Annotated in this window: 24 protein-coding genes; 9 read left to right on the forward strand and 15 right to left on the reverse strand. The window is 57.8% G+C overall.

From position 1 onward, the window contains the following. The first annotated feature begins 1 nt into the window (after position 1). The 3 genes from QRN85_RS15225 to QRN85_RS15235 are packed head-to-tail and all read left to right on the forward strand — an operon-like array spanning position 2 to position 3,375. Complete coding sequence (locus tag QRN85_RS15225; RefSeq protein ID WP_284759142.1) at positions 2-2,083, forward strand: hypothetical protein; 2,082 nt, start codon at positions 2-4, stop codon at positions 2,081-2,083. Then, positions 2,083-2,502: a GNAT family N-acetyltransferase gene (locus QRN85_RS15230; RefSeq protein WP_284759144.1), complete on the forward strand. Its 420-nt coding sequence runs from the start codon at positions 2,083-2,085 to the stop codon at positions 2,500-2,502. Before QRN85_RS15225 ends, QRN85_RS15230 begins: the two co-directional genes overlap by 1 nt. A 12-nt stretch (positions 2,503-2,514) precedes the next feature. After that, positions 2,515-3,375, forward strand: a complete 861-nt coding sequence (locus tag QRN85_RS15235) for an MBL fold metallo-hydrolase (RefSeq protein ID WP_284759145.1) — start codon at positions 2,515-2,517, stop codon at positions 3,373-3,375. A 53-nt stretch (positions 3,376-3,428) separates the two neighbouring features. On the opposite strand, the gene QRN85_RS15240 is transcribed toward QRN85_RS15235, so the two are convergent. Beyond that, on the reverse strand, positions 3,429-3,989 hold the full coding sequence (locus tag QRN85_RS15240; protein WP_113092532.1) for a GNAT family N-acetyltransferase: 561 nt from the start codon (positions 3,987-3,989) through the stop codon (positions 3,429-3,431). A 292-nt stretch (positions 3,990-4,281) separates the two neighbouring features. On the opposite strand from QRN85_RS15240, the gene QRN85_RS15245 reads away from it, so the two are divergent. Continuing rightward, positions 4,282-5,274, forward strand: coding sequence for a glutathione S-transferase family protein (locus tag QRN85_RS15245; protein WP_284759147.1), 993 nt, complete (start codon positions 4,282-4,284; stop codon positions 5,272-5,274). Positions 5,275-5,276: 2 nt separating this feature from the next. On the opposite strand, the gene QRN85_RS15250 is transcribed toward QRN85_RS15245, so the two are convergent. After that, positions 5,277-5,675: an NUDIX domain-containing protein gene (locus QRN85_RS15250; RefSeq protein ID WP_284759596.1), complete on the reverse strand. Its 399-nt coding sequence runs from the start codon at positions 5,673-5,675 to the stop codon at positions 5,277-5,279. 226 nt (positions 5,676-5,901) lie between these two features. Here QRN85_RS15250 and QRN85_RS15255 point away from each other — a divergent pair, with 226 nt between their 5' ends. Next, positions 5,902-6,867, forward strand: a complete 966-nt coding sequence (locus QRN85_RS15255) for a metallophosphoesterase family protein (RefSeq protein WP_062585105.1) — start codon at positions 5,902-5,904, stop codon at positions 6,865-6,867. Between the two features lie 56 nt (positions 6,868-6,923). Here QRN85_RS15255 and leuA read toward each other — a convergent pair whose 3' ends face one another. The 5 genes from leuA to QRN85_RS15280 form a co-directional block, all read right to left on the reverse strand. Continuing rightward, positions 6,924-8,639: a 2-isopropylmalate synthase gene (gene leuA / locus QRN85_RS15260; protein WP_112962723.1), complete on the reverse strand. Its 1,716-nt coding sequence runs from the start codon at positions 8,637-8,639 to the stop codon at positions 6,924-6,926. Positions 8,640-8,961: 322 nt separating this feature from the next. After that, entirely contained in the window at positions 8,962-9,198 is a 237-nt protein-coding gene (brnA, locus tag QRN85_RS15265) for a type II toxin-antitoxin system BrnA family antitoxin (RefSeq protein WP_082469605.1), read from the reverse strand. After that, a complete protein-coding gene (locus QRN85_RS15270) occupies positions 9,179-9,448 on the reverse strand; it encodes a BrnT family toxin (RefSeq protein ID WP_062585102.1) in 270 nt (89 codons plus the stop codon). The genes brnA and QRN85_RS15270 overlap by 20 nt, the downstream gene beginning before the upstream one ends. A 21-nt stretch (positions 9,449-9,469) precedes the next feature. Further along, entirely contained in the window at positions 9,470-10,645 is a 1,176-nt protein-coding gene (locus QRN85_RS15275) for a benzoate/H(+) symporter BenE family transporter (protein WP_112962724.1), read from the reverse strand. A 341-nt stretch (positions 10,646-10,986) separates the two neighbouring features. Then, positions 10,987-13,608: an autotransporter outer membrane beta-barrel domain-containing protein gene (locus QRN85_RS15280; protein WP_284759151.1), complete on the reverse strand. Its 2,622-nt coding sequence runs from the start codon at positions 13,606-13,608 to the stop codon at positions 10,987-10,989. A gap of 432 nt (positions 13,609-14,040) precedes the next feature. On the opposite strand from QRN85_RS15280, the gene QRN85_RS15285 reads away from it, so the two are divergent. After that, positions 14,041-14,715 carry a spermidine synthase gene (locus QRN85_RS15285; protein WP_284759153.1) on the forward strand — a complete coding sequence of 225 codons (675 nt, stop codon included), beginning with the start codon at positions 14,041-14,043 and terminating at the stop codon, positions 14,713-14,715. Between the two features lie 12 nt (positions 14,716-14,727). Here QRN85_RS15285 and QRN85_RS15290 read toward each other — a convergent pair whose 3' ends face one another. Further along, positions 14,728-15,105, reverse strand: coding sequence for a winged helix-turn-helix transcriptional regulator (locus QRN85_RS15290; protein ID WP_284759597.1), 378 nt, complete (start codon positions 15,103-15,105; stop codon positions 14,728-14,730). A 97-nt stretch (positions 15,106-15,202) separates the two neighbouring features. Here QRN85_RS15290 and QRN85_RS15295 point away from each other — a divergent pair, with 97 nt between their 5' ends. Further along, positions 15,203-16,264, forward strand: a complete 1,062-nt coding sequence (locus QRN85_RS15295) for an SDR family oxidoreductase (RefSeq protein ID WP_284759155.1) — start codon at positions 15,203-15,205, stop codon at positions 16,262-16,264. A gap of 84 nt (positions 16,265-16,348) precedes the next feature. On the opposite strand, the gene QRN85_RS15300 is transcribed toward QRN85_RS15295, so the two are convergent. Then, positions 16,349-16,930: an ATP-dependent Clp protease proteolytic subunit gene (locus tag QRN85_RS15300; protein ID WP_112962728.1), complete on the reverse strand. Its 582-nt coding sequence runs from the start codon at positions 16,928-16,930 to the stop codon at positions 16,349-16,351. Positions 16,931-17,146: 216 nt separating this feature from the next. Here QRN85_RS15300 and QRN85_RS15305 point away from each other — a divergent pair, with 216 nt between their 5' ends. Together QRN85_RS15305 and QRN85_RS15310 are read left to right on the forward strand one after the other, a co-directional pair. Further along, on the forward strand, positions 17,147-17,737 hold the full coding sequence (locus QRN85_RS15305; protein WP_284759157.1) for a HupE/UreJ family protein: 591 nt from the start codon (positions 17,147-17,149) through the stop codon (positions 17,735-17,737). A gap of 107 nt (positions 17,738-17,844) precedes the next feature. Further along, the gene (locus tag QRN85_RS15310; RefSeq protein WP_284759158.1) at positions 17,845-18,615 is read left to right on the forward strand and encodes a DUF2076 domain-containing protein; all 771 of its coding nucleotides are present in this window, start codon (positions 17,845-17,847) and stop codon (positions 18,613-18,615) included. 18 nt (positions 18,616-18,633) lie between these two features. Here the strand turns inward: QRN85_RS15310 and queF are convergent, their stop codons facing one another. From queF to QRN85_RS15340, 6 genes are all read right to left on the reverse strand, one after another. Next, on the reverse strand, positions 18,634-19,098 hold the full coding sequence (queF, locus tag QRN85_RS15315; RefSeq protein ID WP_062585083.1) for a preQ(1) synthase: 465 nt from the start codon (positions 19,096-19,098) through the stop codon (positions 18,634-18,636). Between the two features lie 3 nt (positions 19,099-19,101). After that, a complete protein-coding gene (locus QRN85_RS15320) occupies positions 19,102-20,019 on the reverse strand; it encodes a cation diffusion facilitator family transporter (protein ID WP_284759159.1) in 918 nt (305 codons plus the stop codon). Positions 20,020-20,190: 171 nt separating this feature from the next. Beyond that, positions 20,191-20,679 carry a GNAT family N-acetyltransferase gene (locus tag QRN85_RS15325; RefSeq protein WP_284759160.1) on the reverse strand — a complete coding sequence of 163 codons (489 nt, stop codon included), beginning with the start codon at positions 20,677-20,679 and terminating at the stop codon, positions 20,191-20,193. A gap of 37 nt (positions 20,680-20,716) precedes the next feature. Beyond that, positions 20,717-21,349, reverse strand: a complete 633-nt coding sequence (locus QRN85_RS15330; RefSeq protein ID WP_284759161.1) for a LysE family translocator — start codon at positions 21,347-21,349, stop codon at positions 20,717-20,719. A gap of 92 nt (positions 21,350-21,441) precedes the next feature. Continuing rightward, the gene (locus QRN85_RS15335) at positions 21,442-22,125 is read right to left on the reverse strand and encodes a TIGR02117 family protein (RefSeq protein WP_284759162.1); all 684 of its coding nucleotides are present in this window, start codon (positions 22,123-22,125) and stop codon (positions 21,442-21,444) included. A 67-nt stretch (positions 22,126-22,192) separates the two neighbouring features. Then, positions 22,193-24,382, reverse strand: coding sequence for an anthranilate synthase (locus QRN85_RS15340; RefSeq protein WP_284759163.1), 2,190 nt, complete (start codon positions 24,380-24,382; stop codon positions 22,193-22,195). Positions 24,383-24,586 lie beyond the last annotated feature (204 nt).

A 24,586-nucleotide genomic window follows, 5' to 3' on the forward strand; every position in this document is an offset into this window, starting at 1 on the left:
TATGACGCTGACATTCGCCCCCTTCCTGCCGTGGATCGTCATTGGCATTCTCGCCGCCGCAGCCTTTTTGCTTGCGGTCATTGGTCTGTGGCGCGGCGTGCGCGGTGCGTGGCTGCGCGGCCTTGCGCTTGCGGCACTTCTGCTCGCCATCTCCAATCCGCTTCTGACCAATGAGGAACGCGATCCGCTGTCGACCATCGTCCCTGTTATTGTTGACCGCTCACAAAGCCAGGACGTGCAGCAGCGGCCTGAACAGACGGATCAGGCGCTCGCGACACTCAAGGAGCGCCTCGCCCGTTTCCCACGCATCGAGCCCCGCATCGTCGAGGTCGAGAATGATCCCAACAGCGACTCACCCGCAACCAGCCTGTTCTCTTCGCTTGCTGCAGCCGTCTCAGACGTATCGCCCTCGCGCGTCGGCGGTGCGATTTTCCTGAGCGACGGCCAGATCCACGATATTCCGAATGTAACACCCAACATCGAGCAGACGCTCGGATTCAAGGCCCCCATTCATGGCCTCATCACCGGACGACCGCAGGAATTCGACCGCCGCATCGAAGTGGTCCGCGCACCGCGCTTCGGCATCGTCAACGAAGAGCAGGAACTGACGCTGCGCGTTTTCGATGATGGACGTTCACAGGGTGGACAGGCGCGCGTCACGATCAAGATGAATGGCGAGGAAATCGCCACGCTGGATGCCACACCCGGGCAGCCGCTGCCCTTTGCTTTCAAGGTTCCCAGAGGCGGCAACAATGTCATGGAATTTTCTGTGGCCGAACTTCCCGGTGAAGTCACCACCAGCAACAACCGTGCCGTCCACGTTATTGAGGGCATCAGACAGAACCTGCGCGTGCTTCTGGTCTCCGGCGAGCCCCACGCCGGTGAGCGAGCCTGGCGCAACCTGTTGAAGTCAGACACGTCAGTCGATCTCGTGCATTTCACCATTCTGCGTCCGCCGGAAAAGCAGGATGGCACGCCGATCAACGAGCTGTCGCTGATCGCCTTCCCGACGCGTGAACTGTTTGTCGAGAAGATCGAGGATTTCGACCTCATCATCTTCGACCGCTACCAGCATCGCGGTGTTCTGCCGATCCTCTATTACGACTACATTGCGCAATATGTCGAAAAGGGTGGCGCACTGCTGATTGCCGCAGGTCCGGAACATGCGGGCCAGGACTCCATCGCCATGACGCCGCTTGCCTCCGTGCTGCCGGCCCAGCCAACCGGTGAAATGCATCAATCCGCCTTTTATCCGCGCCTCTCGGACGCGGGCAAGAAGCACCCGGTCACGCGTGGTCTGGAAGGCTCAGGCCAGGAGCCGCCACAGTGGGGACGCTGGTTCCGCACCGTCGGCGTCGATCAGCCACAGGGGCAGACCGTGATGCTGGGGGACGGACAGGACCCCCTCCTCGTTCTCAACCGGCAGGGTGAAGGCCGCGTTGCCATGTTGCTGTCCGATCAGGGCTGGCTCTGGGCACGCGGTTATGAAGGAGGCGGTCCGCATGTCGCCCTTTATCGCCGGATTGCGCACTGGCTGATGAAGGAACCGGAGCTTGAGGAAGAGGCGCTGACGGCCCGCGCCAATGGCCGCACGCTGGAAATCACCCGCCAGACCATTGGCGACAACCCCGGCAATGCGACCGTGAAATTCCCGACGGGCAGGACGGAAACCATGGCGTTTACGCAGGCAGAACCCGGTCTTTACAAGATCGAGCGCCGCATGGATGAAACCGGCCTTTACGAAATCACCAATGGCGACTTCACCACCCTTGTTCACGTCGGCGCTGTCGATGCACCGGAATTCAAGGCAATGATCTCCACCACCGAGCCCTTAAAGCCACTGGCCGATGCGACCAGGGGCAGCATCCACCGCGTCGTCAACGAAGATGGTCGTGTTGTTCTGCCCGATATCCTGCCCGTGCGTGGCGATGTACGGGTCGCCGATAATGACCGAATGCTCATTCGCCTGACGGATGAAACCGTGCTGAAGGGCGTCAATACCCTACCGTTGTTTGCCGGTTTTGCAGGCCTCGCCGCCTTGTTGATGGCGTTTTCCGCGCTGTGGTGGAGAGAAGGTCGTTGATGCAGCCTACCATTTCGATCAGTCAGACCGCCGACAAGGACAGCGAAGCGGCGATATTTGCAGCGCTTAAGTCCTACAATATCGACCGCTTCGGCCCTAGCGAATGGCAGGAACTCGTCATCTCCTTGCGAGATGATAATGGCAACGTCATCGGCGGCCTCTGTGGACATACCGCCCGAGGTTGGCTTTACACGCAACTGCTTTTCGTCCCGGAAACGTTGCGAGGCCAGGGCCTTGGCCCAAAACTGCTCGCCATGGCCGAAGACGAGGCGATCAAACGGGGCTGCGTCGGCGCTTTTATCGATACGATGAACCCGGACGCGGTCCCTGTCTATCAGAAGTGCGGCTATGAAATTTTTGGCCGGATCGAGAATTTTGGCGAAAGTTCGCTTACCTATCTGAAGAAATCATTTGTCTGATTGCGGAAAATCATGCCTGACCTCAGCCCTAGTGCTCCCTTCACAATCTCGCTGGGCAAAGCCCGTATCACAGCCCTCTGCGATGGTGTGCTGACTGTCCCTGTCGCAAACCTGTATCGCCGGAACTCAAGCCAACCCACCCCGGAGCATTTTCCGACCGCGCCGGGAGAGCTTTCGGTCAACGCCTTTCTCGTCGAGACCGGCACTCGCAAAATCATGATCGATACCGGCTCCGGCGCACTCTTCGGACCCGATCATGGCAAGCTGCAGGCCACGTTAATTAACCTCGGCATCTCACCTGACGCGATCAGCGATATCATCCTCACTCATATTCATGCAGATCATTCCGGTGGATTGATCGCAGACGGCAAGCCGGTTTTCAAAAACGCAACGCTTCACATCGGGAAGACGGAAGCGGCTTTCTGGTTGTCGGAAGGTGCTGACAAGGCTGCCGGTGTTACAGAAAGGGTCAAAGGCCAAATCGGTCGCGCTCATGCGGCAATCGATCCCTACGAAGCTGAAAAACGCGTCGTACTCTTCGAAGACGATGGAGAGATCATGCCCGGATTCAGCTCCAGCCTGCGGGCCGGGCACACCCCCGGTCATCTTTCCATCCGTTTTTCCGACGACGAGAACACGATCGTTTTCGTTGGCGATATCGTCCACGGTGACAGCGTCCAGTTCGCTGATCCCGCCGTCACGATAGACTTCGACTACGACCAACCAAACGCCGCGGTTGCACGAGCTGCGGCCTTCGCCGAGGCAGCGGACGAAGGCTATCTCATCGCCGCAGCCCACCTGCCCTTCCCCGGTATCGGACACATTAGACGCGATGGGGAAGCCTATCGCTTCGAGGCCAGTCGCGCGCAATAGAAAGCCGCCATAACGGCGGCTTTGCTGTTTCAATCAACGTCATTACAAAGCCGTCAGCCGACAGCGAGGCGAAGCTCTCTCACATCATCCTCAGCGGCCGCTACGGTCGCCTCGCACTTGCGCCAGCCGATCTTGCCCTTTAGCCGTTCATGCGTATCAGCTGCCAGCGGTACGACAAGCACCCGGTTCATATCGACCGGGCCGGGAAAGTCGAGCGCGCCATAGGCAACCCTCTCGAAGCCCAGGGGCATGTAATAGGGTGGATCGCCGATGAGGATGACGCCTTCCGAGCCCTTGCGTTTGGCAGCAGCAATCGCGATGCGAACCAGTTCGCGGCCGATGCCGAGGTTCTTGTGGGAGGGGCGGACAGCGAGTGGTCCAAGCATGTGGCCTTTCACGCCACCGGCCAGCACCGGCGTCATGCGCACGGAAGCAATGGTTTCACCATCGTCGGCGCAGATGTAGGAAATCGACCGGTCGTGAGGTCCCTGCTCGCGAATGCGGGCGGCGGCGCGCGTGTGGCGGCCTGGACCGAAAGCTTCTGCGTTGATGAGTTCGATAATGGCGTCATGCGACGCGTCTTCGGTGAGGTAGACCAGTTCGTGCTTGGACATGAAGGGACCGGAACGTTTCAATACGGATACGACAATGTGACGGCTGCGCCGGTTAAGGCGTTCGAAGCGTCAGCGTCGTCGGAGCATCCGTGTTGCGGTCATAAAGCAGAATTCCCTCAGAATTGTGATAAACGCGGATATCAGGAAAATTCCAGCACGTCCAGAACTAATCCGGCGCACACCCATTCATTGATATGAGTGAATACGAACGCACTGTTTACAGCCGCCAGGGTTTTCCAACCCCGAATCGGTGGCTTACAGTGAGCCAAAACGAGATGTAGGAGAAAGCGCGATGGGTATGCTGGTTGAAGGCGTCTGGAAAGACGTCTGGTACGACACCAAGGAAACCAAGGGTCACTTCAAACGCAGCGCCTCGCAGTTTCGCAACTGGATCACTGCGGATGGCGAAGCTGGCCCTTCCGGCAAGGGCGGCTTCAAGGCCGAAAAGGATCGTTATCATCTCTACGTCTCGCTGGCCTGCCCCTGGGCACACCGAACCCTGATTTTCCGCAAGCTCAAAAAGCTGGAAGACTACATTTCCGTATCCGTCGTTGATGCGCTGATGCTGGAAAATGGATGGGAGTTCAAAGCTGAAGACGCCCGCACGCCGGGCGCGACTGAGGATCATCTCTTTGGCGCCTCAGCCCTGTGGCAGGTCTACACCAAGGCCGACCCATCCTATTCCGGCCGCGTGACAGTACCCGTGCTGTGGGACAAGCAGCAGAACACAATCGTGTCCAATGAATCCGCGGAGATTATCCGTATGTTCGACAGTGCCTTCGATGCGCTGACGGGATCGACCGATGATTTCTACCCAAGAGAGTTTCGAGACGAGATCGATGAGGTCAACGCACTCGTCTACGACACCGTCAACAATGGGGTCTACAAGGCAGGCTTTGCCACCACGCAGGAAGCCTATGAAGAGAACGCCGTAAAGGTCTTTGAAACACTGGACCTTCTGGAAAAACGGCTTGAGGACAAGCGCTTTCTGCTTGGCTCTCGCCAGACGGAGGCAGACTGGCGGCTGTTCACAACTCTGGTCCGCTTCGATCCGGTCTATGTCGGCCACTTCAAATGCAACATCCGCCGCATTGCGGACTATCCAAACCTGACGGGGTATCTGCGCGATCTCTACCAGACCGCAGGTGTGCCTGAAACGGTCGATATGCGTCACATCAAGGATCACTACTACCGCAGCCACAAGACGATCAATCCAACGAGAATCGTTCCTGTCGGACCAGAGCTGGAGCTGGAGAAAGCGCATGACAGAGCCCGGCTGGGCTGAAGCTACCAGTAATCGGCCGGCGGCGTTTCGCCCGCAATTTCCAGCAGGCGACGCCGGGTCGCGCCCGTCGTTCCCTCAGGCAGCGCGTCGAGGGCAAAAAATCCGCTTTCGCTGATTTCTCGATCAGCTGCCTTCGGCGCTGTTTGCCTTACATGCAGCTTGTAGAGCAGGACGTGGTCCTTGTTGCTGGTACGATTGTTGAAATAGACGTGGACGAGCAGCGGTGGAGAAACCGCGACCAGATTGCCCTCCTCCCGTATTTCCTTGTGCAGCGCCTGCAGACAGGTCTCATGCCTCTCCACACCGCCTCCCGGCATATGCCAGCCAGCAATATAGGTATGGCGCACAAGAAAGATCCGGCCTTCGCCATCAAAACACGCTGCGCGCACGCCCAGCGTCATTCCCCGGCGCAGGAAAAAGAAGCTATGCAGCGCACGTTTTGCGAGATTCTGCAACAGAATGCGGAACCCATTTGCCTGACCACGGTTGTCGCTCAATAGAGATCCTCTCACCCGGCGCATGGCAGTGCCATCACGGATTTTCACATTTCTTGGTCTGGCGACTATCCCATTGAAAAAATGGGGTTTCGCGTTGGACGCCTAGTTTCCGATACGGTATGGCTTACCCATGTTCAAACTCGCTCACATTTCTGACGTCCATCTCGGCCCGCTGCCAAAGCTGACCTTTCGCGAACTGGCCTCCAAGCGCATTACCGGCTTTGTGAACTGGCGCCTCAACCGCCGCAAGCATCTTTTCACCGATACGCTGGAAAGACTGGTGGATGACATGGAAGGCAAGGAGCCGGACCATGTGGCTATCACAGGCGATCTTGTCAATCTCGCCACCGGCATTGAAATCCGCGCTGCAGCGGACTGGCTGGAGGAAGTGGGCGACCCCCTGAAAATATCCGTCGTGCCCGGCAACCATGACGCCTATGTGCCCGGCGCGCATGATAAGGCCATGGCCGCCTGGTACCCCTATGTGCGGGGCGATGGCGACGCGGAAGAATGGGACGAAGACCGCAAGATTTTTCCTTACATGCGCATACGCGGGCCGGTCGCCATGATCGGCTGCTCGACCTCCATTGCAACACCACCTTTTTCCGCCACCGGCTATTTTGGTCGCAGGCAGGCGCGCGCGACGGCGGAACTGCTGCGCAAGGCCGGCGAACAGGGTCTGTTTCGCGTCGTCATGATCCATCACCCACCCGTTCGCGGTGCTGCCGCCACGCATAAACGCATGATCGGCATTCGACGCTTTGCCGCAGCGATCGGCACCGGCGGCGCAGAACTCGTCCTGCACGGCCATACGCACCTCAACACGGTCTATTGGCTGAACACGCATCGCGGGCGCGACCATACCCCGGTCGTAGGCATAGCATCCGCCTCACAGGGGCCGGGCGGAGAAAAGCCCCGCGCCGGATACAATCTTTTCCATATCGATGGCGGTCCCGGCACATGGAACGTGACCTGTGAACGCTATGGCCTCAACGAGAAATCGACCGGCATAGAGCTGGAAGACGTGCGTGTTTTCTACACCAACGGACGTCCACTGGGCTTCACAAACCCCGCTGAACAGGGCGAGGAAGACTGAGGCGGGAGCACCTGCCCCCGCCCGCCTCAATAGAATGCTTTGCTTCCTGGCCCGCGTTACGCCTTGGCCGCCCGCTCTTCCAGAACACGGTTGGCAGCAGACACGATTGCCTCAAGCGAAGCGGCAACGATGTTTGTGTTGACGCCCGCGCCAAACAGCTTTCCACCGGGGTGCTCCATCTCCACATAGGCGATGGCAGAGGCGTTGGAACCGTGCTGCAGCGAGTGTTCCGAGTAGTCGTTGACCGACAGGTCCACGCCGAGGTAGGTGGACAGGGCATTGATGAAGCCATCAATCGGGCCAGTGCCCTTGCCCTCGATACGCTTTACCTCGCCATTATCGGTGATCTCGGCAGCCACGACACGCACGCCCTTGAAATCGCCAGCCGGATAGGTGTGGTGATCGACAAACTTGATGCGGGCATTAGGCTGTGTCACGTAGCGTTCAATGAAGCGGTCGTAGATGCGCTTGGCTGGCAGCTCGACACCCTCTTCGTCGGTAATGCGCTGAATGTCTTCGCGGAACTCCACCTGCAGATTGCGCGGCAGGTTGATGCCGTAATCCTGCTGCAGAATATAGGCGATGCCGCCCTTGCCGGACTGCGAATTGATGCGGATGATCGCCTCGTAGGAGCGCCCGACATCCTTTGGATCGATTGGCAGATAGGGCACTTCCCATACGGGATGATTGGCAACCTTGATGGCCTTCATGCCCTTGTTGATCGCATCCTGATGCGAGCCGGAGAAAGCTGTGTAAACCAGTTCACCGACATAGGGGTGGCGCTCGGGAATCGTCATCTCGTTGGAATATTCATAGACCGCCTTGATCCGTTCAATATCGCGGCAGTCCAGTTCCGGGTCGACACCTTGGGTGTACATGTTCAGCGCCAGCGTGACGACGTCGACATTGCCCGTGCGTTCGCCATTGCCAAACAATGTGCCTTCCACGCGGTCGGCACCTGCCATCAGGCCCAGTTCGGTGGCTGCAATGCCCGTGCCACGGTCATTGTGCGGATGCAGGGAAATGATGACATTCTCGCGGTTATCGATGTTGCGGCACATCCACTCGATCTGGTCGGCGTAGATATTGGGCGTCGCCATCTCGACGGTGGAAGGCAGGTTCAAGATCAGCTTGTTGTCAGCCGTCGGCTTCACCACCTCGACAACCGCGTTGCAGATTTCCAGCGCCACTTCCAGCTCCGTACCGGTAAAGCTTTCCGGCGAATATTCGAAGCGGTACCCGCCACCGGCCTTGGCCGCCATGTCGGTAATCATCTTGGCGGCATCGACGGCAATCTGCTTGATACCGTGGACATCCTTGCCGAACACCACGCGGCGCTGCAATTCGGAGGTGGAATTGTAGAAATGGATGATCGGGTTCTTGGCGCCTTCCAGTGATTCGAACGTGCGCGTAATCAGCTCCGGGCGGCACTGTACCAGCACCTGCAAGGACACGTCCTCGGGCACACCACCCTCTTCCACACACCAGCGGGCAAAGTCGAAATCGGTCTGCGATGCGGAAGGAAAGCCGATCTCGATTTCCTTGAAACCCATTTCCAGCAGCAGCTTGAACATCCGGGCCTTGCGGTCATGCCCCATGGGATTGACCAGCGACTGGTTGCCATCGCGCAAGTCCACCGAACACCAGATTGGCGCCTTGTCGATGGTCTTTGACGGCCAGGTGCGGTCCTTGATATCGATGACAGGGTATGGGCGATACTTGACGTTCGCGTCCGGCATTCCCTTGGTCGTGTTGGAAATCTTGGAATCCATTGTGCTGCTCCTTCAACGCATCGGGGCTGAAAAGCCTTCACGAATGCGCGCCCAAACGGGCCTTAAATCCAGTGTAATATGAAATTTCGAGTTGAGGAGCATTGGCACCAGCGGGCTTTCGGCCGCCGGGCGCTCCTCACTGGACCCGGCAACCGCGTGTAAGGTCGAGGCTAAGAAGCGAGAGTGCACCGCACGGGCTGGCCTTCGCAGAAATCTGCGCGCTCATGCCGGAAGTGATTACGGTGCGAATGGTCATGTCGATTTGTATAAACAGCGGTTTTTGATCTGGCAAGTAACCATCTAGTCTTTGTTGCGGCTATTTTCACGAAGAGACGTGCTTTGCTTTTTCAGCAATCCACTCCTCCAGAAGAGACTGGCGGGTCACACCCAGGCGCAAGGCTTCCGCATCCACCTTCCGCAATATCCACTTCGGCAGATCGATATCGGCATGTTCAAGCTCAAGGCCCGGTCGCGTAGCCTTTGACCAGTCGAAATGATCGCTGACATCTTCACCATCGTCGAACCTGCGATCCAGTTCTTCAGCGCTGATAGTCTTCATAATACTGTCTCTCCCTGTCTCTGGAGCGCCTCACAGAAATGATCCGAACGCGATCATCTCTGTAAGTATAAATCGCACTCCAGCAACGTCCGTGAAGCTGAGCGACCATAATATACCGCTCCTCTCCCTCTGTTGCGAGTGGTGCGGTGATTCTTTTATGATCGCGCCATAAGGCCTGCGCTTCTATAAAGTCTATGCCGTGCTTGTCTTTATTGCTGGCACTTTTGGACGGGTCGAACTCAAATGTCATAGAATATGCCCGGAGCAATCCTCAGCGCTTCACCACGCGCTGCAAAGCCATCATCAGACCGCCGCCCAGCAGACCCCAGAATGCGCCGGAAATGCCACCGAATGACAGGCCGGAAGCGGTTATCAGGAAGGTTATGGCGGCGGCTTCGCGGGTCTCGGGCTCTTTGAAAGCGGCGACCGCTGAACCGGAAAAAGCGCCAACGAGTGCGAGACCAGCAACTGCCTGGATGAGAATGGGCGGAGCCAGCGCCACGAAGGCGGTGACCACACCGGCAAGCAGACCGAAGATCACATAACCCACGCCACTGACAATGACAGCCCAGTAACGACGCCTCGGGTCCGGATGGGCATCCTCACCTGCGCACATGGCGGCAGTGATGGCGGCGAGATTGACGGCGTGTCCGCCGAAAGGTGCCGATAGCAGCGAAAAAAGGCCCGTGGTAGCGAAAAGCTGTCCCGGCTGCGGATCATAATTGTTGACCTTCAACACGGCGATGCCAGGTATATTCTGCGAGGCCATGGTGACGATGAACAGCGGCAACGCAATGGAGACCAACCCTTGCAGGTTGAACACCGGCAAAACGAACTCCACCGGAGGGGCCAGCGATTGCGCCACGCTGTCGAGTGCACCTGCGGGGATATCGACCCCGAAAATCATGACAAGCACAAAGGCGCCAAGCGCGGCCGGAACCGCAAACAGGCGCTTGAAGGCGCCGACGACGATCCATGCCAGGATAATGGGCAAGCCCAGCAGAGGGTTGAAGCCGATCGCTTTTATCGGCGCAAAGCACAGGCCGATGATGACGCCTGACAACATGGCATTGGCAAGCGGAGTGGGTATGGATGCAACGGCGCGGCCCAGCGGCTTGAACAGGCCCGCAATAATAATCAACACCGCGCAGACGATGAACGCACCCACGGCGGCGGGAAACCCGCCTTCTATTACGCCTGTCGTGGCCAGAAGGGCACCGCCCGGCGTCGACCACGCGATACTGATCGGAAGCCGTGTTGTGGCGGACAGGGCGATGGCGCAAAGGCCGACGGCCACCGAAAGCGCCATCAGACCGGATGCCGCCTCGTAATCGGTGGCGCCGACGCCTTTCAGGCCCTGAAGCACCACGGCAAAGGAGCTGGCAAAGCCGACGAAAGCCGTCAGCAGGCCCATGAAAAGGCTTTGGAGAGAGAAGTCTTTATGCATGGCGACGGTCCAGAGCAGGCAGGATATTGCTCTGGAACATTATTTTGACCGCATGTGCAAGCCAAGGTAGTCGTGCTGATGCCGTAAATGGACGAAACTTGAGCAGATAATCGCTGTTTTCACTATAGTCTGCGATAAGGCAGACACATTTTCCAGCCTGCGCTTTGCCAATCTGCATGACAGAACGGTGCGTTTTCTCAAACGCCCGACGTTGCAAGACCAGAGATCTGTTGCACAATTCCTTGAGTCGATTCCGATTTGAGGATTTGTGCAGGACTGTGAGCATTTCGGGTTTGCCGCCATAGGAACCATGGCGGCAAATGTTTTCTTGACCTGAGTTGTTAGAACTGCACCCGGAACTTTGCATTCGCGCCGTGCTCATAAGCATTCTTTCCGATCTGGCCATTATAGCCAAGGCTGAAGGTTGAGGCCGGTGTCAGGTTAAGGTCCAGTCCTGCTTCGAGCAAGGCGGCATCTTTGTCGATCGGCGTGCCGGACACCGTGAAGCTGTCACCTGTGGCAAAGCGGGCAGTCGAGATTGGGTCGACATCGCCGAAAGCATGAACCCATCCGGCCGTGCCGCGCAAGGCTGCGGCGGTTCCGAGCAGCTTTATATCCTTCGATGTACGCAGTCCAATTGTGGTGAAGGTTGTGTTCATCTGCTGCTCATCCACGGTCAACGCTGCAGAGCCGCCTGTTTCGCTGAAACCATCAGTCTTCACGCGCGAATAAGAGAGCGACGCGAAGGGTTCAAAATTCGCAGGGGCGGTTTTGATCGTATAGCCGACTTCCGCAAAACTGCTCAGGCTGCCGGCATCATAGTCCCCCTTCAAGGTCTGATTCAACAAGGAGACCTGGCGGGTATTATCAACGTCGCTCCAGGCATAGTTGAGACCGGATCGGACCGTAACCGCCCCCCAATCGCCAGTGCCGTAGACACCAACATGGTAGTTGTCACTGTTGCCATCGCTCGTCGAGGTATCAAAAGAGGAGTGGCTATAGCCGCCCATGACACCAACGCGCCATGCATTGGAAACAAGGCCGTCGAAACCGAACAACACACCGCCGTTGCCGGTGTCGGTATCTGGCCCGCCGCCGGTGCCTTTCACCTTACCCCAGGAACCAAAGCCCATCGACCATGCGGAAAACCGCTGGGAATCAAAGGTTTTTTCCTTCTTCTCATAGGATGAGAAAGGGTTGTTCTTTTTGGAGGTCTTTTCTTCTTCGGCATAGCCCAAGGGCGCGATGGACGGCGCTGCCACGCTTTGGGTAATGCTGCGCATGCGCGTGTTGACGGTGTTGTTGACTGTCTGGACCGTTTGTACAAAGGATGCCTGAGCGGTGGCATAGCTGTCGCCGGAGAGCTGCTGATAGGCCGTGCGCGCCTCATCGTCGCTCAATAATAGCATGGAGTTGTGAAGATCGAGCGATGTGCCTGATTGCGAGAGGCTGTCGAGCGAACGGGCGACTGCCGACTGGTTTGGGGTTTGGGCGACAGGCGTAAAGAGGCCCGTACCGCTTGAACCCGTATCCTGCACCGCAATTGTCAAATAAGCGTTGTTTTCATCATAGCTTGCGGTTGTTGTCAGGAAGGCAGACCTGCTGACAACCCCTGTGAATGCACCGCTTAATGTGCCTTCTGCGGCAATGACAGTGTAGGTCTTGCCACTGAGGTAGCTGGTTGATGCATCAAGCGCAGTAACCGCGATTGTGCCGCCATTGATAGTGGCATTGCCGGTGACCCTTGTCTGATCGCCATAAAGAATACTTCTCGTGCTTATGCCTTCTGTACCGCTCAGATCGACAGCATAGGTCGAGCCGCTTTCGAATGTCAGATCACCATTGACGGTCAGGCTGCCAGGACTGTTTCCGCCCGGTGAAAGCGTGCCACCACTGAGAATATTTGTGGTGCCAACGTCACCATAACCACTAAGCGTGCCCGTATTGGAGACATACAGCCTTCCTCCCAGCGCACCTGTGACGTCGAGCGTGCCGCCCGTGACATTGGTGGTGCCGTCGAATTGCGAGCTATCGCCGGACAGGGTGGTGAAGCCGGCAATCTGGTTGATTGCGCCGGTGTTGTCCGCATTGGATGACATCGCTGTCGAGAAATCATAATCCGAATCGGTGTGATTGAACACCAAAGTGCCGCTACCTTGGCCGAACGCCAAATTTGCAGCGTTCAGTGTGCCTGCGGCCACAGCCGTCTGACCAGACGCGGCACCAATGTTCAGTGTGCCCGTCGAGGAAGCAGAATATGCAATATTTACAGTACCGCCATAACCTCCACCAGTCTGCTCGGCACCTACATTCACAGCACCGCCATCTGCGATGGTTAAAGTGCCCGTTCCAATATAGCTTGGATCTATGCTGGTGTTAAAGCCGCCGAGGTAAAAGAAGCTGCCATTGGTCCAGGTCGATCCACTGCCGGTGACCTTCACGAGTCCTTCCCGACCATCGTAAACACCGATAAAGCTGGTGTAGGCTGTTACCGTTGCGCCATTCTCTATATTAAGCGTTCCTTGACCCTTGTAACCAACGGCTAAGTTCGGCGTGGCAAAACTTGATCCACTGCCAGTGACGGTAACGGTTCCTTCACTGTCGCTCTCATTGCCAATAGTCGTATAATCAGTGCTGACAGACCCGCCGTCGCTGATTGTCAGTATGCCGGTTCCGCGATGACCGATAGAGGTTGAGCTAGTGTTTTCCCAAATCGTACCGCTGCCGGTTACGGTGACGGTGCCGGTAACACCTTCTTGCTTTCCGACATAGGCGCCCGTGCCGGTCACGGTCGCACCGCTGTTAATTGTCAGGGCGGCATTGCCGCTCTCACCGACGATAACATTGGTACCATAGTTTATCGAGTCAGATATGGTCTCGCTTCCGTTATTGAAGACGATGTCTCCGCTGTCGACTGCAAAAGCAAGGTCGACATTGCCGCAGAGAGCGACAGTGGATGCCAAAAGCGCCTGCCGAAAATGTTTTAAATTATGCTTTGCGTTCATAATTACCCCAAATGCACTCAATCCGATTTAAAAGAACCGGAATCAGGTCGTATTTATCGACACAGATACGCAATCTATAATTGAATTTTATGAACTTAAAGCTGGAAAAGCGATTTGCGGATGACTTTTTTTGGGGTATCCGCAATTTTGACGAAACAATTTCTCTGTCCGGCAACTTTTGTTCGCATAGATTGCTTGCGTTAAAAATTCAATGATAAAGGCGACCATTTTTACGGGGCGTTTTTTCTATGGGCAGAAACCGCAAAAGAGTTTTCCGCCTTGATTCATTAGTATCCGATGCCATGCCGCGTGTGCCGCCTGAGGGTTGGTGCCTGTTGTTCTCTCGGCCCCGCCCGTGTAAACCCCGGCCAGCAAACAACGAGATACGCCATGCTCCCTTGGATAGAACTGGACCGTGCAGCCATTCCCGGCAATGGCACCGAACTGCGCCTGAAGCAGCGCGGTCAGGAATTTTCCATCATGCTTGGCTCGAACGAGCTGATGAACAGCCGGCTGAGCGGTTCCGAGGAAGCATTGGCGACACTATCCTGCGAGCGCATTGCGGGCCGCAGTAAACAGCACATCCTTATCGGCGGTCTTGGAATGGGGTTTACCCTGCGCGCTGCACTGGGTGCACTGCCGCCGGATGCCGACGTCACCGTGGCAGAGCTTGTACCGGCTGTCGTAGACTGGGCGCGCGGACCGATGGCCGATCTGCACAAGGGCACGCTCGATGATGCCCGCGTCGATATTCATGTCGGCGATGTCGGTGCGCTCATCCGCTCCAAAAAGGCGGCTTATGACGCAATCCTGCTGGATGTCGATAATGGCCCGGATGGCCTCTCGCGCCCCTCCAATGACAGCCTCTATGATCGCGAAGGGTTGGAAGCGGCCAGAAGCGCGCTGCGCCCGAAGGGCGTGCTTGCGGTCTGGTCTTCAGGTCCGGATGCTGCCTTTACCCGACGCCTTCGCCAGGCCGGCTTCAAGACCGATGAGGTCAGCGTTCGCGCCAATGGCAAACGCGGCGGTGCGCGTCACACACTCTGGCTTGCTGCCAAGGCTTGACGACAGAAAGTGTCAGCGCCTTGAAGTAGAGCGCTCTCCCAGAGCGTCCAAGGCGTCGGCATTATCCCTGCCCCATGCGTAAAGCATCTCCACCGGTTCGACGAAGCGGTTACCGAGCGGTGTTAGCCTGTATTCGACAGCAGGCGGGCGTGTGGCGTGCACGTGGCGCGTGACAAGGCCGGACCTTTCCATCTCTTTCAATGTCTGTGTCAGCATCTTCTTGGAAATGCCCGGCAGGCTGCGCTCCAGCACACCGGTGCGCGCGGCACCCTCATGCAGCTTGTGCAACGTGTGCAGGATCATGCTCGTCCATTTGGTCGAGAAGAGTTCCAGAACACGTCTCGGCGCACAATCCTCACGCCATTCTGCTTCGTGGCTACCCGGCTTCATAGTGGTCACCCTTTGGTTTCCATGTCCCCAAACAGTGCCGTCTACACGATGACGCGCCGGATGACTAATTAAAGCGTTTACGAAATGGAGTTTGAACATGGTTAAAACGGCATTGGTCGTCGGCGCAAGTGGGATCGTGGGAAGTGCCACGGCAAATCTTTTGTTGGAACAGGGTTGGCAGGTCTATGGTCTGGCCAGACGCCCGACCCAGCAAGAGGGAATCATTCCCGTCTCGGCAAATCTGCAGGATGCAGTCGAAACCGCAAAGGCACTCGCAGATGTCCGGCCAGAGGCTGTCTTTATCTCGACCTGGGCGAGGCAGGAAAGCGAAGCGGAAAACATCCGCGTCAATTCCGCCATGGTGCGCAATCTGCTGGATGGTCTGAGCCTCGGCAAATCCACCCGCCATGTGGCGCTGGTCACAGGCCTCAAGCATTATCTCGGACCCTTCGAAGCCTATGGCAAGGGCACGCTTCCGCAAACGCCGTTTCGCGAAGAACAGGGCCGTCTCGATGTCGAGAATTTTTACTATGCGCAGGAAGACGAGGTCTTTACCGCATCCAAACGCGATGGCTTCAGCTGGAGCGTCCACCGCCCCCATACCGTGATTGGCCAGGCAGTCGGCAATGCCATGAACATGGGCACGACGCTGGCGGTCTATGCCACGATCTGCCGGGAAACCGGACGCCCCTTCCGCTTCCCCGGATCAACCGCCCAATGGAACGGCCTGACCGACATGACGGATGCGAACCTTCTGGCCAAGCATCTGCTCTGGGCGGCGCAAACGCCTGAGGCAAAGAACGAAGATTTCAACGTCGTGAATGGCGATATTTTCCGCTGGAGCTGGATGTGGGGCCGCATCGCGGATTGGTTCGGCCTTGAAGCGGCACCCTTCGACGGCACCGTCACTCCTCTGGCAGAACAAATGGAACACGACGCCGAAATCTGGAATAAAATTTCCATTCGCGAAAATCTTGCCGAGCCGGATCTTAACCGCCTCGCATCGCCCTGGCATACCGACGCCGATCTGGGACGCCCCATTGAAGTCGTGACCGACATGGGCAAAAGCCGCCGCCTTGGCTTCAAGGAGTATCAGCCAACCGACGACGCATTCTTTGCGCTCTTCGAAACGCTTCGGAAGAACCGTCTGATTCCCTGAGCGCGCTATTGGCCGATTACAGACAATGAAAAACCCGCATCGGCATAGCCGGTGCGGGTTTTTTTTAATCAGATAAGGCGAGTCTTAGATTTCGGCCTGCGAGGTCACGATGCGCGAAGCAAGGCCGTAGGTCACAGCTTCTTCAGCGCCCAGCCAGTAATCGCGGTCGATGTCCTTGGCGATCTTTTCTTCCGTCTGGCCGGTGGCCACGGAGAAAATCTTGATCAGGCGCTTGTTCATCTTGATGATTTCACGTGCCTGTATCTCGATGTCGGACGCCATGCCGCGTGTGCCGCCGGATGGTTGGTGCAGCAGGAAGCGGGTGTTCGGCAAGCAGATACGACGCTCTTTCGGTACCGACACATAGATCAGCGCACCAGCGGAAGCGACCCAGCCCGTACCGATGATCCAGACCTTCGGCTTGATGAACTTGATCATGTCGTGGATGCTGTCGCCGGACTCGACGTGGCCGCCGGGGGAATTGACGTAGACGCGGATGTCTTCATCGCTGGCTGCGGCAAGCGCCACAAGCTGCGTGCATACTTTCTGCGCCAATTCCTGCGTGATGCCGCCATAGATGAAGATCGAACGCGACTTGAAAAGATTCGCTTCCGTTTCCTTGCCGATCGGCAGTTCCTTGCTCTTGTCGTCTTCTTCTTCGTTCATGGGGCGATCTCCAACGTAATTCATTACCTACCGGACATAGTGTGATTTGTTTCGTAAAACAATGATTGAAAAAGACAAGGCGCGGAACTGCTTAATAAACAGACCTCCGGCAAATGACGCATGGACACGGACTTCATGCCTACGATATCGTTAATTTGCGGGGCAGACAGGCGACCCAAGCGCCCTTGCTCCGCATCCAGTAATCGAGAGGGAACAATGATCAAAAGACTTTCACTCGTTGCGGCAACGCTGGCTGCGTCCACGCTTCCCGCCTTTGCTCACCTCAACCCGGAAGAGCACGGCTCCTTCATGGCGGGCTTCTCGCACCCGCTGTTTGGCGCTGACCACATTCTCGTCATGGTGGCGGTGGGTATCTGGGCGGCGCAGATCGCGGCAACGAGACATGATCGCCGCGCACTGTTCATGGTTCCTGCGGCTTTCGTCGGCGCAATGGCCATCGGTTTCCTGCTGGCACTCAGCGGCATCGAGCTTCCATTCGTAGAGCCTGCCATTCTTGCATCTGTGATCGCCCTTGGACTGCTGGTCGCCATGGCAACACGGGTTCCGGTGAACGCGGCTGCGGCCATTGTCGGCGTTTTTGCCCTGTTTCACGGCCATGCCCATGGCGGAGAACTGGGCAGCGCGGGCGCGCTGCAATTCGGCATTGGCTTCGTCATTGCAACGGCGCTTCTTCATGTCGCAGGCATGGCGCTGGGGCTGGGCATTGCAAAGCTTGGGCCGACCGCTGCACGCCTGACTGGAGCGGCGACCGCGCTTGCCGGCCTGTCACTGGTTCTCGGCGGCTAAGCAGGCGCTTAACCTTACAAAAATGTTAGAAAATTCCGACTTTCAAAAGCCGGAATTGAACCCTACTTCCTTGCTGTGCGTTTCTCGACACGCCAAGGAGGCAACCGATGTCACCAGAAGAAACCCAACTGCTCACATCCCTGTTCGACAGGGTTAGATCCGCATCCTCGACACCGCGCGATGCGGACGCCGAAAGGCTCATCAGCCAGGCCGTAAAGGATGAGCCAGCCGCCCCCTATTATCTTGCTCAGGCCGTAATCGTGCAGGAGAAGGGACTGGAAGCAGCGGCGGCGCATATTCGCCAGCTGGAAGAACGAATCCATCAGCTTGAAAGCAGCAACACTGCACCGCAGCAGGCACAGCAGGGCGGCTTCCTGAGTTCGATCTTCGGCGGCAACCAGCAACAGGCACCGGCACCAGCGCCAAGCCCCAGCTCTGCACCGGCCCCCGCTCCAAGCTATCGCAACGACATATCCGGTCAGACAGCGGGGCCATGGGGCCGCACTGCGGATGCGCCGCAGCAGGCCAATGGCCCGTGGAGCCAGCAGCCCTCCGGCTTCGGCCGATTTGGGGGCGGCGGTGGTGGCGGCGGTTTTCTGCAGGGCGCGCTGGGAACGGCAGCCGGTGTCGCAGGCGGCATGTTGCTGGCCAATTCGCTCAGCGGCATCTTCTCCAACCACGTTGCCTCTTCCGGCTGGGGTGGCGCGGGCGCAGCCAATGCACCCGTCGAGGAAACCGTCATCAACAACTACTATAATGACGACGACAAGCCACAGCAGGACGCCTCGGACAATAATGACGACGTGCAGCAGGCGGATTATGACGACAGCAATGACGACATGGATTTCGATTCAGGCGATGGCGATTCCTTCGCCTGAATCTCTCTCAGAGCGGGATCAGCCGCGACCGCGATAGGTCGCGACACCCTGCTCGGGAAGCCAGACGCCTTCCGGCGGCGCACCCGTCTGCCAGAACACATCGATGGGGATGCCGCCGCGCGGGTACCAATAGGCACCGATGCGCAGCCACTTGGGCTGCAGCAGCTCCACCAGACGCTTGGCGATGTAGACGGAGCAATCCTCGTGAAACGCACCATGGTTGCGGAAGGCGTGCAGGAACAGCTTCAGCGACTTCGATTCCACCAGGAATTCACCCGGGATATAATCGATGACGATATGGGCAAAGTCCGGCTGGCCCGTCATCGGGCACAGTGACGTAAATTCCGGTGCGGTAAAGCGTACGACATAGTCCGTGCCGGCATTGCCGTTCGGCACTTTTTCCAGAACGGCCTTTTCCGGACTTTCGGGTGCTGCAACCTGCGCACCCAGTTGAGACAGGCCGGAAACATCCGTGACTGACATAATTCAAACTCCTGCTTCTTGAAACTCGACCCGGACGCCATGCGCCTGTTCACTTTCGGGTTCGACGTGAATGGCGAGGACGGCACCGGGCACGGCCTCTCTTATGGCATCTTCCAGCCGGTCGCAAATCTCGTGTGCGGCACCAACCGACATGGCCGAGGGTACGACGACATGAAAATCGATAAAGGCCACCGACCCGGCCCTGCGGGTTTTGAGATCGTGGACGCCCAAAAGACCGGCGGAGTTCTCCGCAATCGCGGTCTTGATGATCTCGTCTTCCTCCGGCTCTACCGCACGGTCCATCAAGCCGCCAAGCGAGTGCGTGATGACCTTGTAACCCTGGAAAAGAATGTTGATGGCAACGATGATAGCGAGGATCGGATCGAGGATCGCGTAACCGGTCATGATTGCCAGCACGAGACCCACCAGAACGCCGCCTGAGGTGACGACGTCCGACATGATGTGATGGCCATCAGCCAGAAGTGCCGGAGAGGATTGCTTGCGCCCGACCCTGATCAGCACCGTCGCCCAGACAAAATTGAGGATACCCGCAAAGGCGTTGATGGCGAGGCCGAGCACCGGTGCATCCGGCAGGCTGGGTGCCATGAGACCACCCCAGGCCTCCTTCACGATCAGAAGCGCGGCCACCACGATCAAAACACCTTCCACCACCGCAGACAGATATTCTGCCTTGTGATGCCCGAACTGGTGATCGTCATCGGCTGGCTTTTGCGCGTAACGGATGACGAAATAGGCAATGAAGGCCGCCACCACATTGACGGTTGATTCCAGACCATCGGACAGCAGTGCGACGGAGCCGGTAAACCACCAGGCCAGAAGCTTGAGGCAAAGCACTGCAATGGCAAATGGAATTCCCCAGAAAGCAAGCTTTCTGACGAGTGCGTGACCCTGTTCGTTCATAACTGACCCCATGCAGATGCGAATGAATTGCAGAATTGGACCCCAAAACGCATGAACCGCGCGCACGGAAGCTCCGTGCGCGCGGTTCATATTTTCGGCTTCTATGATTTAAAGCGGCAGAAAGGTCAAGAGGGCCATTGTTGCGCTTGTGTCTGCCCCGCTGCGTCTCGCCTACCGCATTTCCATGATGACGATGTCTATCGGCTCTCCTCCCACGCCATGGGAGAAGTATCCACGACTGACCGGCTTGAAGCCAAAGCTCTCGTAAAACCCTTGTGCATTGAGGGTCGACTCGACCCTGACCGGCCCCTGATGACCCATTCTCGCGACCTCGATGCCACGCTGCAGCAAGGCCCTGCCCAAGCCTCGCCCGGCGGCCTCAGGCACCAGAAACAGACGCGTGACTTCGCCACGGTCCGCATCGACGAAGCCCAGCAGCACGCCATCCTGCTCCGCAACGAATGTCCTGTTTTTCGCGATGACGTCTTCGTAATAGGCGGCGGTTCGATTTCCCATCCAGTTCGCAAGCTCGTCACCGCTATAATGCGCTTTGCCCAATGCCTTTATGGACTGCGCGGTAATATCGTAAAGCTGCTGCCCCTCACCCGGACGGGCGGGCCGCAGTTTGATCCCGTGCTGCAACTCATCTTCGCTCGTCATCAAAGACACTCTGTTTCGGCCAGACGCTCGACGATCATCACACCCTGCTCAACAGCAGCTTGATGCCCGCAAAGCCGAAGAACAGCGCAAGCGTTGTCTCGATGGAGCGTTTGGACTTCTGATAGATGCGGATGGCGGGTGCCGTGGAAAACACCAGCGCATAGCCGCAGAAAATGGTGAGACCGAGCATGGCGCAACCGCCGATGATGGCGGCAAGGGTTGCGGTGCCAGCGCCCGGCTTGAGGCCGAGAGACATGATGGCAAGCCAGCCAAGCACGGCCTTGGGATTGGTCAGATGAAGCAGCAGGCCGCGACGATAGAGCTTGAGATAATCCGCTTTGCTGGTCGCCATTTCCCCGGGTTGGGCCGAAGACGCCTTGGCAAAGGCAGAGCGCGCGGATTTATAGGCCAGATAAAGAAGGTAGAGACCACCGGCAATCTTGATGACGAAAAGCGCGTTGGCAAATGTCGCAAGCACGGCGGATAAGCCGGTCGCCGCCACAGTTGCCCAGCAGAGCGAGCCAGTCATGACGCCCAGCGCAAGCACGATTGCGGGCACCCTGCCCTGGCTCATGGCGATACCCATGATGGTCATGTTGCTGGGACCGGGGCTTGCCACGGCAATGATATAAGCCACGTAAACCAGTAAAAGCTGATTGAAATCGATCATCTGCGCCTTGTCCTCAAATATTATCTTTAAAACCAATCGGCCTCATGAAGCGGCCCGATTGCTTTTGTTCATTGCGACAAGGTGCAAGTCAATCAGGGCGTCACCGTATCATTGTGCAGCCTGAGGGATGTCGTCAAAAGCGGCGGCAGCGGCGTCCACCAGCCGGTGCGCAGGCCGGCGTGCCGCAGTGCGGAGGCCGTCCATGTGTTGCAGCCAAGCAGGGCGTTGAAATAGCCGACAGCTTCAAAAAATGCGTCATCCCGGCCATAGGATTGCCCCAGCAGCGGCACCGGCTTCCCTTGCGGTCTCGCGAAACTGCCGAGGATGAAGCCAAGCAGCTTTTCATAATCCGCGTCTGACAGATCAAGCGCCATGACGCCAGCATCGGCCAGCGGTATCTCCCCGGCAAGGGCGACATGCATGACCGATTGATCGAGCGTAACACCCTTGAACAGCGGCAGCGGTTTCAGATCCGCCCATGTTGGCGTCTCGGTGTAAAAGGCGCGTCCGCCCCAGCCGAAAATGAGATAGCGAACGCCGGGGTAATCGATCTCCAGATTACCTTCCCGCAGAAAGCCGAAGCGCGCCAGAAGCTCTGATGTAACGGGCAGAGCGATATCGGTATGGATGGGGTTGCTGAGAATGAGGACGCGGCGGGGCGCCGGATCAGTTGAGGGCGATTCATTGCCAAAGATCGGCCGTGGCACGAGGGTACCGCCAGCGATGCCAAGGATCAGCAGCGCCAGCAGAATGCATAGATGTTTGATGAACTTCACTCTGCATCACCTGCGCGGCTTCAGGAAACGGCGGCGTTCCATGACGCCGCCGGTATTCTGTATTTGCTCAGGCAGCCTTGACCTTGGCCTTGCGCACCAGATGGGTCACCACATTCTCAATCATCCGCATACCGGCATCGCCGCCCAGCGTCATGATCGATTCCGGGTGGAACTGCACAGCGGCCACGGGCTCCTTGCTGTGCTCGATACCCATGATGGTGCCATCTTCGCTTTCCGCCGTGATCATGAATTCGCGCGGTAGCGTGGCCGGGTCGGCGAAGATGGAGTGGTAACGGCCAACCGTTACCTCCTTGCCGAGGCCCGAAAAGACGAGGCCGGGTTCCAGCACGCGGATGCGCGACGGCTTGCCGTGCATGGGGACAGCAAGCTGGCGAAGCTCACCGCCATAGGCTTCCGCCAGCGCCTGAAGACCGAGGCAGACGCCGAAGATCGGCAGGTCGCGAGCGCGGGCAGCTTTGATGGTCGCCTTGCAATCGAAATCGCTGGGGTTGCCGGGGCCGGGAGACAGAACGACCAGATCCGGTTGGAAGCGCTCGAACACTTCGGCCGCCACTGGCGAGCGAACGGTGGACACGGTGGCACCCGTCTGCCGGAAGTAGTTCGCCAGCGTGTGCACGAAGCTGTCTTCGTGGTCCACCAGCAGGATTTTGACGCCCGTTCCCACCTTCGCGGCGTCGCGCTTGGTGCCGGCGGAGTTCTGGCCCTTTGCATCACGAATGGCAGAAATCATGGCGGATGCCTTCAGTTCGGTTTCGGCTTCTTCTTCCTGAGGATTGGAATCATTGAGCAAAGTTGCCCCTGCCCGCACCTCGGCAATGCCATCCTTGATGCGGATGGTGCGCAGCGTCAGGCCCGTGTTCATATCGCCATTGAAACCAACCATGCCGATGGCCCCGCCATACCAGGCGCGTGGGCTCTTTTCATGGGCTTCGATGAAGCGCATGGCCCAGAGTTTCGGCGCGCCGGTAACGGTCACGGCCCATGCGTGGGACAGGAAGCCATCGAAAGCGTCCATATCATCGCGTAGACGGCCCTCAATATGGTCTACCGTATGGATGAGGCGTGAATACATCTCGATCTGGCGGCGGCCGATAACCTTGACCGAGCCGGGTTCGCAGACGCGGCTCTTGTCGTTACGGTCCACATCCGAGCACATGGTCAGTTCGGACTCGTCCTTCTTGGAATTGAGCAGCTTGAGGATCTGCTCGCTATCGGCAATTGGGTCATCGCCGCGCTTGATGGTACCCGAGATCGGGCAGGTCTCGATGCGGCGTCCGGACACGCGCACGAACATTTCCGGCGACGCGCCCACCAGATATTCCTGATGGCCCAGATTGATGAAGAAGGAATAGGGCGACGGATTGATGGCCTTCAGGCGGCGGGAAATCGCCGAGGGGTTGCTCTCGCAACGCTCCATGAACTTCTGGCCGGGCACGACTTCGAAGAGATCGCCACGGCGGAAGCTCTCCTTGGCCTTCGTCACCAGCTGCGAATATTCGCCGGGGTGATGGTCGCCGCGCGGCGGAATGGTATCTGTCGTCCGGAAGGGATCTGGCGCGATCTCTTCCGCCTTGCCGTGGGTGGTGACGCCGTCCTTTTCGAAGTCATAACGGTCGATCCACGCCTTTGCGGAATAATGGTCCACCACCAGAATCTCGTCCGGCAGATAGAGAACCATGTCACGCTGGTCTTCAGGGCGCTGAAGCGAAAACTTGATGGCATCGAACTGGAAGGCCAGATCGTAGCCGAAGGCGCCGAATAGGCCGATGGCGGCATCCGCACTCGAATAGAAGAGATCGACAATGGCGCGAAGCGCTGTGAAGACAGTCGGGATCTTGGAACGTTCTTCCTCGGTAAAGACGCGGTCCGGTTCATTGACCACGAGATCCAGCCTGCGGGCGGTCGATTCCCCCAATGTCAGATCTGGCGTTGCCTTCAGCTTCTCCGCAATGAAGGAGAGCAGCACTTCGCCGCGCCCGTTATAGGCTTCGATCCACATGTTGCGGCCAAAAGAGGAAATGCCAAGCGGAGGATCGATGATGGCCGTGTCCCAGCGGGTGTAACGACCGGGATATTCGTAATTGGATGAAAAGACGGCACCGCGGCGCTCGTCCAACCGTTCGACGTAGCTGTCGATTGCCCCGGCATAATCGGCGGTGCGACGCTGGCGGGAGACTTTAACGCCCCCCTTCGTCTCGTAGGTTTCCGCGCCATCATCCTGAATGATCGTTACCATTTCTAAGCACTTCCCGTTTTTTCTGCCTGATAACATTCTGCCCGATGAGAGGCGGCCTAATAACAAAAAAGCCGCCTGAGAATTCGGGCGGCTTGGACTTAGTCAAAGGACATAGGTGCTCAAGGCCGCGTAAAGCTGCCCCACCACCAGATAGCAATGTTCTTCGACATGATGTTCATGGCGCAAATTGTTAGCGCCAACGGT

The organism is Agrobacterium sp. fls2-241-TYG-188a (assembly GCF_030209845.1).